General features: G+C 69.7%; 10 protein-coding genes. 7 read left to right on the top strand and 3 right to left on the bottom strand.

Translation table 11 applies throughout. The features are described from left to right. Positions 1–40: 40 nt before the first annotated feature. On the bottom strand, positions 41–397 hold the full coding sequence (locus tag B3611_RS00670) for a DUF5319 domain-containing protein (RefSeq protein ID WP_291313338.1): 357 nt from the start codon (positions 395–397) through the stop codon (positions 41–43). A gap of 181 nt (positions 398–578) precedes the next feature. Here B3611_RS00670 and guaB point away from each other — a divergent pair, with 181 nt between their 5' ends. From guaB to guaA, 3 genes are all read left to right on the top strand, one after another. Then, positions 579–2,102, top strand: coding sequence for an IMP dehydrogenase (guaB, locus tag B3611_RS00665; RefSeq protein WP_291313161.1), 1,524 nt, complete (start codon positions 579–581; stop codon positions 2,100–2,102). A gap of 15 nt (positions 2,103–2,117) precedes the next feature. Next, positions 2,118–3,275, top strand: coding sequence for a GuaB3 family IMP dehydrogenase-related protein (locus B3611_RS00660; RefSeq protein WP_291313337.1), 1,158 nt, complete (start codon positions 2,118–2,120; stop codon positions 3,273–3,275). A gap of 77 nt (positions 3,276–3,352) precedes the next feature. Beyond that, on the top strand, positions 3,353–4,909 hold the full coding sequence (gene guaA, locus B3611_RS00655; RefSeq protein ID WP_291313160.1) for a glutamine-hydrolyzing GMP synthase: 1,557 nt from the start codon (positions 3,353–3,355) through the stop codon (positions 4,907–4,909). 76 nt (positions 4,910–4,985) lie between these two features. Here guaA and B3611_RS00650 read toward each other — a convergent pair whose 3' ends face one another. After that, complete coding sequence (locus tag B3611_RS00650) at positions 4,986–6,080, bottom strand: PspC domain-containing protein (protein WP_291313159.1); 1,095 nt, start codon at positions 6,078–6,080, stop codon at positions 4,986–4,988. A gap of 111 nt (positions 6,081–6,191) precedes the next feature. Here B3611_RS00650 and B3611_RS00645 point away from each other — a divergent pair, with 111 nt between their 5' ends. Then, the gene (locus B3611_RS00645) at positions 6,192–7,379 is read left to right on the top strand and encodes an ATP-binding protein (RefSeq protein ID WP_291313158.1); all 1,188 of its coding nucleotides are present in this window, start codon (positions 6,192–6,194) and stop codon (positions 7,377–7,379) included. Here B3611_RS00645 and B3611_RS00640 read toward each other — a convergent pair. Continuing rightward, positions 7,376–9,304, bottom strand: a complete 1,929-nt coding sequence (locus B3611_RS00640; protein ID WP_291313157.1) for an FAD/NAD(P)-binding protein — start codon at positions 9,302–9,304, stop codon at positions 7,376–7,378. The genes B3611_RS00645 and B3611_RS00640 overlap by 4 nt on opposite strands. A 118-nt stretch (positions 9,305–9,422) precedes the next feature. On the opposite strand from B3611_RS00640, the gene B3611_RS00635 reads away from it, so the two are divergent. Genes B3611_RS00635 through B3611_RS00625 form a run of 3 tightly spaced genes read left to right on the top strand, consistent with a single transcriptional unit; the run spans position 9,423 to position 12,948 of the window. Continuing rightward, on the top strand, positions 9,423–11,141 hold the full coding sequence (locus tag B3611_RS00635) for a TIGR04028 family ABC transporter substrate-binding protein (RefSeq protein WP_414646275.1): 1,719 nt from the start codon (positions 9,423–9,425) through the stop codon (positions 11,139–11,141). Then, entirely contained in the window at positions 11,141–12,076 is a 936-nt protein-coding gene (locus tag B3611_RS00630; protein WP_291313156.1) for an ABC transporter permease, read from the top strand. Before B3611_RS00635 ends, B3611_RS00630 begins: the two co-directional genes overlap by 1 nt. Next, on the top strand, positions 12,073–12,948 hold the full coding sequence (locus tag B3611_RS00625; protein WP_291313155.1) for an ABC transporter permease: 876 nt from the start codon (positions 12,073–12,075) through the stop codon (positions 12,946–12,948). The genes B3611_RS00630 and B3611_RS00625 overlap by 4 nt, the downstream gene beginning before the upstream one ends.

Below are 12,948 nucleotides of genomic sequence, written 5' to 3'. Positions count from 1 at the left end.
GGGGAGGATCGGCGGGGCGTCGACAAGCGTTGGCTGAAGCTCAGCGTGCGTCGAGCCCGTCGAGGTAGCCCAGGGCGTAGTCCCAGGGCACGTAGGCCTCGACGTTCGGCTGGGCGCTGGGCTCGTGAACGGGCGGGAGCTCACCGCGCAGGCTCGAGAGCATGTTCTGCTCCATGATTTCCCAGTTGTAGTAGTGCAGCTGGTCGCAGTCCTCGCACATGAAGTAGATGCCCAGGATGCCGCGTGGGCCGAGAACCTCCCTGAATTCGCGCACCTGTGCCAGGTCGCGGGTGACGTCGACGCGTTCCTCGGGGGAGAGGGGTTCCACAACCTCGTCGTCCTCGATGAAAGATGCCGGGTCGTTGGGGTCGTCCGCGAACGGGTCGAGGGGCATCATGTCGTCATAGTTCACAGCGTTTCAGCCTATTGCGCCCGCGTGGCCGGGGCAATTTCCCCCCGCCCGGTTGCACTGGGTGGGCAGGGGCGGGTGACCACCGCAAATGTCGGATTTGTCCGGCCGTTATATCATGGCTGAAACAAACCCGGGCAGGATCGCGCGCGAAGGAGCTGACACTTTTATGGCACAAGACCGAGTACTCACTGGCGGGGACGACCCGAACAAGATCGCGCTGCGGGGCCTCACGTTCGACGACGTCCTCCTGCTCCCCGCAGAGTCCCACATCGTGCCCGGTGAGGTGGACACCTCCTCGCAGTTCACGCGCAACATGCGTCTGAGCATGCCCATCGCATCCGCGGCGATGGACACCGTCACCGAGGCGCGCATGGCCATCGCCATGGCCCGCCAGGGCGGCATCGGTGTGCTGCACCGCAACCTCAGCGCGCAGGACCAGGCGGAAAACGTCGACATCGTGAAGCGCTCCGAATCCGGCATGATCTCCAACCCGGTCACCGCCTCGCCCGACATGACCATCGGTGAGGTCGACGAGCTCTGCGCCCGCTTCCGCATCTCCGGCCTGCCCGTCGTGGCGGAGGACGGCACCCTCGTGGGCATCGTCACCAACCGCGACATGCGCTTCGAGCCCGACTTCGGCCGCCGCGTCTCGGAGATCATGACCGCCATGCCGCTCGTCGTCGCCCGCGACGGGGTGTCCAAGCAGGAGGCCCTGAACCTGCTGAGCACCAACAAGGTGGAGAAGCTGCCCATTGTTGACGCGGAGGGCAAGCTGTCCGGCCTGATCACCGTCAAGGACTTCGTCAAGACGGAGCAGTACCCCAGCGCCTCCAAGGACGACCAGGGCCGCCTCCTGGTCGCCGCGGGCATCGGCACGGGCGACGACTCCTACCAGCGCGCCGGCATGCTCATCGAGGCGGGCGTGGACGCGCTCGTGGTGGACTCCGCGCACGCCCACAACAACCGCGTGCTCGAGATGGTCAGCCGGGTGAAGAAGGACTTCGGCGACCGCGTCGACGTCATCGGTGGAAACCTCGCGACCCGCGAGGCCGCGAAGGCAATGATCGAGGCGGGTGCGGACGCCATCAAGGTCGGCATCGGCCCCGGCTCCATCTGCACCACCCGCGTCGTCGCCGGTGTCGGCGCCCCCCAGATCACCGCCATCCTGGAGGCGTCCGTGCCCGCCCGCGCGGCCGGCATCCCGATCATCGCCGACGGCGGCATGCAGCACTCGGGTGATGTCGCCAAGGCCCTCGCGGCCGGTGCCTCCACCGTCATGCTCGGCTCCATGCTCGCCGGGACAAAGGAGGCCCCGGGCGATGTCGTGGTCGTCGGCGGCAAGCAGTACAAGCGCTACCGCGGCATGGGCTCGATGGGAGCCATGCAGGGCCGCGGCCTCAGCGGCGAGAAGCGCTCCTACTCCAAGGACCGCTACTTCCAGGCCGAGGTCTCCAGCGAGGACAAGCTGGTGCCGGAGGGCATCGAGGGGCGCGTGCCCTACCGCGGCGAGATCGACGCCATCACCCACCAGATCGTCGGCGGGCTGCGCGCCGCGATGGGGTACACCGGCTCCGCCTCCATCGAGGAGCTGCAGACCCGCCAGTTCGTCCAGATCACCTCGGCCGGTCTGCGCGAGTCCCACCCGCACGACATCCAGCAGACCGTCGAAGCGCCGAACTACCACAACTAAGGGAGCAACGTGACGATGCGCGACTACGTCGAAATCGGGATCGGGCGCGAGGCGCGCCGGGCCTACAAGCTTGACGACGTCTCCCTGGTGCCCGCCCGGCGCACCCGGTCGTCCTCGGACGTGGACACCGGCTGGAACTTCGACGCCTACGACTTCGAGATTCCCGTGGTCTCCCACCCGACGGACGCCCTGGCCAGCCCCGAGTTCGCCATCGAGATGGGCCGGCTGGGCGGTCTCGGCGTGCTCAACGCCGAGGGGCTCCTGGGCCGCCACGCCTCCTTCGAGGAGGCCGTGGCCAAGGTGGCCGGCATCGGCGCGGTGGAGGAGGACTTCTCCCGCGTGGACGATGTGCTGCGCTCCCGCGCCTCGGCCACGAAGACCCTGCAGGAGCTCCACGCCGCGCCGATCGACTACGACCTGCTCACCGAGCGCATCGCCCAAGTGCGCGACGCGGGTGTTACCGTCGGCGTGCGCGTCTCCCCGCAGAACGCCCGCGAGGTCGCTCCCGCGGTGGTCAAGGCGGGCGCGGAGATCCTCTTCATCCAGGGCACCCTCATCTCCGCGGAGCACGTGCAGAGCGGCGGCGAGCCGCTCAATCTCAAGGAGTTCATCGGCTCCCTGGAGGTCCCGGTGATCGCGGGCGGGGTCTACGACTACACCACCGCGACCCACCTGATGCGCTCCGGCGCTGCCGGCATCATCGTCGGCGCGGGCAACGCGACCAGCGCCGAGACGCTGGGGCTGGGCATGCCCATGGCCACGGCCATCTCGGATGTCGCGGCGGCGCGCCGGGAATACCTGGACGAGACGGGCGGGCGATATGTCCACGTCATCGCAGACGGGGAGATCGCCACCAGCGGCGACATCGCCAAGGCGATCGCCTGCGGCGCCGATGCCGTGATGGTGGGCCGCCCCCTGGCCGCCGCCGAGGAGGCGGCCGGCCACGGCGTGTACTGGGAGGCCGCCTCCGCGCATCCGCGCTTCCCGCGCGGATCCGTCACCCCGACCGGTTACGCGGAGGAGCGTCTGCCCCTGGAGACGGTGCTCAACGGGCCGACCGCCGACCCTTACGGGCGGATGAACCTCGTCGAGGGCCTGCGCCGGGCGATGGCCAAGTGCGGTTACACCGACCTGAAGGCGTTCCAGAAGGTCGGGCTTGCGATGCGTCGCTAAGCGCGCGGCTCTTCCCGCCCCCGTCCGGGCCTCAACCCGGATGGGGGCGTTTTGCGCGGTGGGTTAAGATTTGGTGCGTGACTACTCCTCAAACACGCCCCGTGCTGGTCGTCGATTTCGGCGCCCAGTACGCGCAGCTCATCGCCCGCCGCGTGCGCGAAGCCCGCGTCTACTCCGAAGTCGTCCCCTCCACCATCTCTGCCGCGGAGGTCCGCGAGAAGAACCCCGTGGCCCTCGTCCTGTCCGGCGGCCCGTCGTCGGTGTACGAGGAGGGGGCGCCGCAGCTCGACCCGGAGATCTTCGAGCTCGGCCTGCCGATCTTCGGCATCTGCTACGGCTTCCAGGTGATGACGCAGGCCCTCGGGGGCAGGGTGGAGGAGACCGGGGCGCGCGAGTATGGCCGCACGACCGTCGCCGCCGACGGGGGCGTGCTCCACGCGGGCCTGCCCGCGGAGCACCCGGTGTGGATGAGCCACGGTGACTCCGTCACCCAGGCACCCGAGGGCTTCACCGTCACCGCCACCTCGCCGGGCGCGCCCGTCGCGGCCTTCGAGAACGAGGAGAAGAAGTTCGCCGGCGTGCAGTACCACCCCGAGGTCATGCACTCCCCGCACGGCCAGCAGGTTCTCTCCCGCTTTCTCACGGAGATCGCGGGCCTGGAGCAGAACTGGACGGCCTCCAACATCGCGGAGCAGCTTGTCGAGCAGGTGCGCGAGCAGGTCGGTGAGAACGGGCGCGCCATTTGCGGCCTGTCCGGCGGCGTGGACTCCGCCGTCGCGGCGGCTTTGGTTCAGCGCGCCATCGGTGACCGCCTCACCTGCGTCTTCGTGGACCACGGCCTGCTGCGCCAGGGCGAGCGCGAGCAGGTGGAGACCGACTTCGTGGCCGCCACCGGCGCGAAGCTGGTGACCGTCGACGAGCGTGCGGCGTTCCTGGACAAGCTCGCCGGGGTCACCGAGCCGGAGGCGAAGCGCAAGGCGATCGGTGCGGAGTTCATCCGCTCCTTCGAGCGCGCGGTGGCGTCGGTCCTTTCCGACCACAAGGTCGACTTCCTCGTCCAGGGCACCCTCTACCCGGATGTCGTCGAGTCCGGCGGGGGCACCGGCACCGCCAACATCAAGAGCCACCACAACGTGGGCGGCCTGCCCGACGATGTAGAGTTCACGCTCGTGGAGCCGCTGCGCCTGCTGTTCAAGGACGAGGTCCGGGCCGTCGGCCGCGAGCTCGGCCTGCCCGAGGTCATCGTCAACCGCCAGCCCTTCCCGGGCCCGGGCCTGGGCATCCGCATCATCGGTGAGGTCACCGAGGAGCGCCTGGAGACCCTCCGCGCCGCCGACGCCATCGCCCGTGAGGAGCTCACGCGCGCCGGCCTGGACGAGCAGATCTGGCAGTGCCCGGTGGTGCTGCTCGCCGACGTCCGCTCCGTGGGCGTGCAGGGCGACGGCCGCACCTACGGCCACCCGATTGTGCTGCGCCCCGTCGCCTCCGAGGACGCGATGACCGCCGACTGGGTCCGCGTGCCCTACGAGGTATTGGAGACCATCTCCAGCCGCATCACCAACGAGGTCGCCGACGTCAACCGCGTCGTTCTGGACGTGACGTCCAAGCCGCCAGGGACCATCGAGTGGGAGTAGCGGACACCCGCTTCACGACGCCGCACAGCCGCCGCACCGGGACGAATCCCGGCGTGGCGGCTGCGTCGTGTGCGGGCTATCCCTTGACGGTGATGTCACCCACCCTGACGTGGACGTTCAGGCGCAGGGGGTTGCCCGGGGTGTCGGGGTTAACCACCCCGGGGCACGCGGTGGTGCCCACCTGGGCCGAGCAGGACAACTCCACGCGCACGTTGTCGGGCGGGGTAATCTCCACGTTGCCGACACTGTGGTTCACCTCCACCGTCCGGGGTGAGCCCAGCGGGGTCAGGCGGGACAGGTCGAGCGTCGAGGTGCCGACCCCGGAGGTGTAGGAGTCCCGCAGGTCGTCGGTGACGGTGAGCTCCCGGTCGCCCAGGGAGGCGGCGGGTTCGTCGGAGAGTACGGCCCACACCACGGAGAACACCGCGACGTTCGCGACGATGAGGCTGAGGGCGAGAAAGAGGCCGCGCCGCCGCCGGGGTTTCGGAGCGGGCTGGGCCGGTTCGGCGGGTTCCGGCTCCGGGAGGTGCCACAGTTCGGGGGCGGCGCCCAGCGGATCCCAGCTCGGCGGGGTGGCGCGCCCCGCGCCGGGGTGCGTGAATCCCTCCGGGACCGTGAGGTGAGTGGTGTCCACCCTGGGCGCGTCCGACACGGTTGGGGCGCCCGGGGTCCAGAGGGTGGAGCCGGGGGCCGTGGGCTGGGCGAGCAGCCCGGCGGGGGGAACAGGGCGGTTCTGGTGGAGGAGGTAGATCCCGGCCGCCGCGAGAACCGCGCTCACCGCGGAGGCTGCGGCCCAGCCCCCCTCGCCGGCTGAGAGGGAGGGGAAGAAGATGAACAGGCCCGCGAGCAGCAGCCAGGCGGAATTGCGCTCGTGGTTGATGAAGGGCGAGCGCTCATCCTTCGGGGTGTTGAGCGCGCTCCACGGGGAGACGGTCGTGCCGAAGACCGGCATGACGAGCCAGAGCAGCAGGTAGAGGAAGGCACCGCCGCCGAAGGTGAGGGTGAGGGCGACGAAGGCGAGGCGGACGATGACGGGGTCGATCTGGTAGCGCGCGCCGATGCCCTCGCACACGCCGCCCACAACGGCATTGCTGCCCTGGTTCTTGGGGATGCGGGGAGGACGCGTCTGCCAGATTTCCTGAATTGTGGTGGTGGCGGTTTTCGTGGTCATGGCCCAAGTCTCTCGGACAGGTGCCCCGCGCACCATCGGGAAGCGCCCTGAACTTTCGTTTCAGGGTTTTCCCTGATCCGCCCGGATCCGGGACCGTGGGAGAATCGGGGCATGACTGTTTCCCCAGCACACGATGCCGCCCCGGGGCGGTTGTACCCGCGCTTCAGCCGCCCGCGCCGGGACCGGATCGTCGCCGGGGCCGCTGCGGGTCTGGCGCGCCACCTTGGGGTGGACGTGCGATGGGTGCGCACCTTCTTCGCCGCGGCCAGCTTCGCCGGGGGGATCGGCCTCGTGCTCTACTCCCTGCTGTGGGTGTTCACCCCGGTGGAAAAGGACGTTGCGGCGGAGGCGTCGCCACGCGGCGCCGGGGAGTGGCCGCGGGCGCTGTCCCTGTTCCTGGCGGCGGTCGGTTTTGTGGGCGGCGTGATGTCCCTGTCGATCGCGAGCGGGATGAGCGGGGTCTTCGTATTCGTTCTCGGTGTCGTCGCGGTGGGGGCCGTCGTGGCGTGGCAGGCCTACGACCGGGGGGTGTCCTCGGTGCGCAACCTGCCCGCGCTGGTGTTGGGCGTTGTTCTGGTCATGGGCGGTGTCGTGGCCATCGCGCTGCTCGGTGATACCGCGGGCACCGCGGGCGTGGTGATGGCCGTGCTCGCCACCGTCTTCGGCGTCTCGCTGCTGGTCATCCCCCTGGTGGTGCGCCTGACGAGCTCCCTCGTGGAGGAGCGGCAGGCGAAGGCCGTGGCGGACCAGCGCGCCGAGATCGCCTCGCGGCTGCACGATTCCGTGCTGCAGACACTGGCGCTGATCCAGAAGCGCGCCGGGGACTCGGGGGAGGTTGCCCGGCTCGCCCGCTCGCAGGAGCGCGAGCTGAGGGCGTGGCTTTTCGACGCCGACCCCTCCGCCCCGGAAGAGACCCTGACCTTCTTCAGCGCCCTGGCCAGGGCCGCCGGTGAGGTTGAGGACCTGCACGGTGTGACCATCCGCCCCGTCACGGTGGGAGAGGACCTCGCGTTCACCGGGGCCACCGAGCCCGTCGTCATGGCGGCGAGGGAGGCGATGGTCAACGCTGCCAAGCACGCCGGGGTGGATCACGTGGACGTGTACGCGGAGAATCTGGCCGGGGAGCTGGCGGTGTTCGTGCGCGACCGCGGCCGCGGATTCGATCCCGCCGCGGTGCCCGCGGACCGCCACGGGGTGCGCGATTCCATCGTCGCGCGGATGGGGCGGGCGGGCGGCAGCGCGCACATCGCCGCGGTGCCGGGGGAGGGCACCGAGGTGGAGCTGCGGCTGGCGCTTTAGGAGCCCAGGGCAGCGCGCAGCAGCGATGCCGCGACCTTGTCCGTCTCCTGCAGGAAGGGCGCATCGGTTCCGGGCATGGGCGAAATGGTCGTGTCCGCCCACTGGGCCCCGGTGGGAATGCCGACGATGTGGACCCGGGGGTCGCGGGTGCCGTCCGGGTGGATGGCCCTGCGGGTGGCGGCGTCCGTTTCCGGGGCGGGGGTGGGGATACCGCCCGGGGTGAAGGGGCGGGCCCGGTGGGCGTCGAGAAGCGAGCGCGTGAGCGGGTCGCCGGGGCGGCGTACGTCGGGGCCGGGGAGGAACGCGTCGGCGAGGAAGCGGGCGGTGACCGTGCGCGGGCCGCTCGTGAGGGTGAACCCGTCGCGGTCGACGGTGGCCACGGGGCGGGGGCCGAGGAAGGTGACCAGGCCGGCATCGACGAGGGCGAGCAGCTCGCGAGTGCGGAAGAGAGGCGGGCCGGAGCCGACCATCTGGCCGAAGGCCATGTAGGCGCTCAGTGACCCGGTGCGGTCCTCCTCCGCACCCCGGCCGTCCTCGACCGCGAGCGAGGTGGGCTTCCTCCCGGCGGATATCACCCACAGCGCGGCCTTGACGGGGGAGTCCCACGCGGCGACGGCCTCGGCGATGTCGCGCTTCATGCGCCGCGCGATGCCCCCGGTGAGTTCGGCCGCGGTGGAATCCCCGACGTCGCGGAGGGGGTCGATCCACTCGAGCATGTCGAAGGGCTCGTCTGTTGCACTGGACACCGCCTCGTTCAGCGCCGCCGGGACGGCCTCGATGTCGGTGGAGGAGGCGACGGCCTCCAAGTCCGCGGCGTCGATCCGCGCGAGGATGTCGTCGAGCCCGGCGCGCAGGGTGGCCGGGCGAACTCGGGCGAGGGTGCGGTAGTAGGCCGCGTAGGAGTCGCGCACCAGGGCGGGCCAGAGATCCACGCCGAAGCGGACCTGGCCCGGCCGATCCTTCACCCTGCGCACTGCCTCCGCGTGCCGGCTCAGATCCGCCTTGGGGGGCAGGGAATGGTACTCGGATTTCGGCAGGTAAGGGTACCCGCGGCCGGAGGCGACGACGAGGTGCGGCTCGGCGCCGGAGGGTTCGTAGCGCAGCCCGGCGCGAGAGGCCGGATCCTCCCGGAAACACCCGCCGCGGTCGGCGGTCACCAGAGCCATGAGGTCGAAGAACCCCATGCCCAGGCCGCGGACCAGCACTGTCTCGCCCGGCGGGAGCGCGGCGAGATCCTGCTCCACGGGGTTGTCCGGGCCCACCCAGGTGAACCCGCTCTCGGCGAAGCCCTTCTCCCGGGGCGTGCGCTCGGGCAGGACCCAACCGCTAGAGATTGCCGTGGCATCCGCGGTGACGGAGGTGCCGTCGCTGAGGGCGATGCGGTCGCGCCCGCCCTCGTCCTCGATGGCCAGGGCGCGGGCCCGGTGGGAGCACACCTCCACGGAGTCGGGGAGCTGCGCGAGGGCGACGGAGTAGACCCAGTTCAGGTACGCGCCGTAGAGGGCCCGCGAGGGGTTGGATTCGGGCAGGGTGCGCGAGATCTCGGCCGCGAACTCCGCGGCGACGGACGGGGCGGTGGGGTGGGCGTCGAAAAGCGATGCCTTGACGGGGGAGACCTCCCCGCGCTCGCCGCGCAGGAGCTGGATCCACTCGTACATCGTCGGGCCCTCGAGCGGGGCGGCGCCGACGCTGGAGCCGGGCTCGGTGAAAAGCGTGACGGCCCCGGCAAGGGTGTTCATGCAGAGCGTGTGGGTTTGGGAGGTGTCCCAGACGCGCCCTGCGCCGAGTTGGGCGTCGTCGATGAGGTGGAGGGTCAACCGGGTTCGCGGCTCCGTGGCAGGGAGGGCGGCGAGATGAGCGGCCAGGCGCTCGATGGTGGAGATTCCGCGGGGGCCGACCCCGATGAGTGCGATTTCCGCTGGCATGACGCTCACTGTACTCCCTCTCGGCGGTGGTTCGTAGACCAACTAGTCTATTAAGAAAATACCGAATCGTCTAATCGGTGGTAGTGTTCGGGCATCCAACGAACAACCGGAGGTGGAAGTGGGACACACGACGAAGGCCGGCGGCACCCGGCCGCTCCTCATCACCCTGGCGGTGTTGCTCACCGTCGGGCTCCTTGCCGGGTGCTCGCTGCAGGGTGCTCCCGCCGCCAAGACAGACCAGGCTGTGGACCGGGCCGCCCCGGGTGAGGAGATGCTGACGTACCTGGAGCCGAACTGGTTCACCACCCTCTATCCCCCAGCCGCCGGTTTCTACCCCAACGGCGGGGTACTCAACCAGGTGGTGGACAGGCTGCTTTACCAGGATCCGGACACCCTGGAGCTCAAGCCGTGGATTGCCACGGATCTGCCCGAGGTCAACGCCGACGCCACCGAGTTCACCTTCCACCTGCGCGACGGGGTGACCTACTCCGACGGCTCCCCGCTGACGGCGCAAAACGTGGTGGATAACTTCGACCTCTACGGCAAGGGTGACAAGTCGCGCCGGCTCACGGTCTCCGAGCAGATCAGCGGCTACGACCACGGTGAGGTGGTGGACCCGCACACCGTCAGATTCCATTTCTCCCATCCCTCGCCCGATTTCCCCCAGGCGACCTCCGTCTACAACGCAGGTTTGCTTTCTGACGCCACCCTGGCGCTGCGCAATGAAGACTTCGGCCCGGGCAACGCGGTGCACGTCATCGGTTCCGGACCGTTCGTCATCACCGATGAAACCCTCGGCACCGACCTGACCCTCACCGCGCGTGATGATTACAACTGGGCACCCCCCTCGCTCGAGCACCAGGGGCGCGCCGGGATCGGCGGCATTCACTACCGCCTCGCGGCGGAGGAATCCACCCGCTCCGGGGCCGTCCTCTCCGGCCAAGCCGACATGGCCCGCAGCATGACCGCCCCCGCGGAGCGCTACCTCGCCGACGCGGGTGTCCAGGTGTACTCGCGGGGAACCAACGCGATGAACAACCAGCTGGCGCTGCGCTTCAACCACCCGCTTCTGCAGGACATCCGGGTGCGCCGGGCCATCCTCCACGGCATCAACCGCGAGGAAATCCTTCGCGTGCTGTTCTCGCCCTCCTACCCGCTGGCCACCTCTACCGTCGCCGCGACCGGGCTGGGCTACCAAAAGCAGGACCCGCAGGCATACGCCTTCGACCCGGATGAGTCCCGCCGCCTGCTCGACGAGGCAGGGTGGGCACCCGGCCCGGACGGCGTCCGGACGAGGGACGGCCAGCGTCTCAGCCTGCGCGTCAACATTGCGGGGCCCCAACCGCGATCCCGTGAGGTGCAGACGATGATCCAGGACCAACTCCGCGGCATCGGCATCGACCTGGAGATCAACTCCGGCGACAACGCCAGCCAGAACGCCGACGCCAAGGACCAGAACAAGATCCAGATCTACCACTCCATGGTGGGGCGGGCCGACTACGGAGCCATCGAATCCCTCTACTCGGTGGGCGCGCGCAACGTGTTCCTCAACAAGGACGCCGACGGCAACGTGGCCGACCAGCACCTGGAGGACCTCCTGGACAAGACCGTCTCCACGCCCGACCCGGAAGGCCGCGCCGAAGCGACCCGCGAGGTGCAGGACTACGTCACCGAGCAGGCCTACGCGCTTCCCCTCTTCGAGGAGCCGCAGGTCTACGCGTTATCCCCGCGCGTGAAGGGTTTCAGAACCGAGGCAGTGGCCCGGCCGTGGTTCTACGGCGTGACCATCGACCACGACAAAGACGGCACCACCACCGACAACGGGAGGGAGAAGTAATGCCCCGCATCATCAGGCGCATCGCCGAGGCGCTCGTCGTGCTCCTCATCGCCTACACCCTGGCGTTCTTCCTCCTGTCCGCGTTGCCTTCTGACGGCGTGACGGCCCGCTACGCCGACCCCGCCCTGGGCCTGTCCAAGGACGAGATCGAGGGCATCCGCGCCGAGATGGGCCTGGACAAACCCGTGTGGGTGCAGTTCTTCACCTCGCTGGGAGGCTTTCTTACCGGCAACTTCGGATATTCGGTGCGCAGTGGCACACCAGTGGGGGACCTCATCTCGGACGCCCTGCCGCACACCCTGGCCCTCGCCGCGTCCTCGGTTGGCGGGGCGATCCTGGTCGCCCTCCTGGTGGCCTACGTGGCCACGCTTCCGGGGATGGGCGCGGTGGGCGGCTTCTTCCGCGCGCTGCCGTCCTTCCTGGTCTCACTGCCCGGTTTCTGGGTCGCCATCCTCCTGCTGCAGTTCTTCTCCTTCCGCCTCGGCTGGGTCAACGTGATCGACCCGGGTCCGCTGGAGGGGCTCATCCTGCCCGCCCTGACCCTGGTGGTGCCGATGGCCGCTCCCCTGACGCAGGTGCTGATCCGCTCGATCGACGAGGTCCGGGCGCAGCCCTTCGTCCAGGTCCTGAGGGCCCGCGGCGCCGGTGAACCCCGCATCTTCTGGCGCAACATCCTGCGTAACGCCACACTGCCCGCCCTGACCATGGCGGGGTTGCTCTTCGGTGAGCTGATCAGCGGTGCGGTGGTCACGGAGACGGTCTACGGCCGCACGGGCCTCGGCTCGCTGGTGGTCACCGCCGTATCCAACCGCGACACCCCGGTCCTCCTCGGGATCGTCGCGCTGGCCGCCGTCGCCTACGTGGTGATCAACCTCGCCGTCGACCTCCTCTACCCGGTCCTCGACGTCCGTCTGCGCAGAAAGGCCCTGTCATGACCCAGCTGACCCAGATTCCGCAGGCGCTGAACAGGCCCCGCACCCGGCGGGGAGGTGCCCGGCGCAACTCTTGGCTCGCCCCCGGTTCCATCGTCTCCGCCGCGGTGCTGGCCGTGGCCTTCCTCTGGGCGCTCGCCCCCGGGATCTTCGCCACCGCCGACCCGTACACCGGCACCGACGTAGCCCTCCTCCCGCCGGGGGCGGGGCACTGGTTCGGCACGGACTCCGTCGGCCGGGACCTTTACTCGCGCGTGGTGTTCGGCGCGCGGCAGTCGCTGCTCGGCGCGCTCATCGCGGTCCTTGTCGGCGCGGTCACCGGAACGGCCCTCGGCCTCATCGCGGGGACCCAGCGCGGATGGGTGGACACGGTGATCATGCGGCTTGTCGACGTCCTCCTGGCCATCCCGGGCATCCTCCTGTCGCTCTCCCTCATCATCGTGCTGGGATTCGGGTCCATGCAGGCGGCTTTCGCCGTTGGTGTGACCACCATCGCCACCTTCGCCCGCCTGGTGCGCTCGCAGGTGATAACGGTGGCCAACTCGGATTACGTCGAGGCCGCGTACGGTGCGGGCGCGACCCGGGCCCAGGCCCTTTGGCGACACGTGCTGCCCAATTCGCTGACGCCCGTGATCGCGCTGGCTGCGCTGCAGTTCGGCTCGGCCGTGCTGCAGCTGTCCATCCTGGGTTTCCTCGGGTACGGTGCTCCGCCGCCCGTGCCGGAGTGGGGCCTCATCATCGCCGAGGGACGCGACTTCATGACACTCGCCTGGTGGGTCATCGCGCTGCCGGGTGTGGCCATCGTGGCCACGGTGATGTCGGCCAACCGGTTGTCCCACAACATCGACGCGGCGGCGGAAAGCAACGGGGTGTAG

This window comes from Corynebacterium sp. UBA2622 (genome assembly GCF_002339505.1).
Taxonomy (GTDB): domain Bacteria; phylum Actinomycetota; class Actinomycetes; order Mycobacteriales; family Mycobacteriaceae; genus Corynebacterium.
This window is presented reverse-complemented; position numbering and strand designations above follow the sequence as displayed.

Bases quoted from the DNA above. Each gene is read 5' to 3' on its own strand.
- B3611_RS00670 (WP_291313338.1), bottom strand. From the start codon at position 397: ATGATGCCCCTCGACCCGTTCGCGGACGACCCCAACGACCCGGCATCT.
- guaB (WP_291313161.1), top strand. From the start codon at position 579: ATGGCACAAGACCGAGTACTCACTGGCGGGGACGACCCGAACAAGATC.
- B3611_RS00660 (WP_291313337.1), top strand. From the start codon at position 2,118: ATGCGCGACTACGTCGAAATCGGGATCGGGCGCGAGGCGCGCCGGGCC.
- B3611_RS00650 (WP_291313159.1), bottom strand. From the start codon at position 6,080: ATGACCACGAAAACCGCCACCACCACAATTCAGGAAATCTGGCAGACG.
- B3611_RS00645 (WP_291313158.1), top strand. From the start codon at position 6,192: ATGACTGTTTCCCCAGCACACGATGCCGCCCCGGGGCGGTTGTACCCG.
- B3611_RS00640 (WP_291313157.1), bottom strand. From the start codon at position 9,304: ATGCCAGCGGAAATCGCACTCATCGGGGTCGGCCCCCGCGGAATCTCC.
- B3611_RS00630 (WP_291313156.1), top strand. From the start codon at position 11,141: ATGCCCCGCATCATCAGGCGCATCGCCGAGGCGCTCGTCGTGCTCCTC.
- B3611_RS00625 (WP_291313155.1), top strand. From the start codon at position 12,073: ATGACCCAGCTGACCCAGATTCCGCAGGCGCTGAACAGGCCCCGCACC.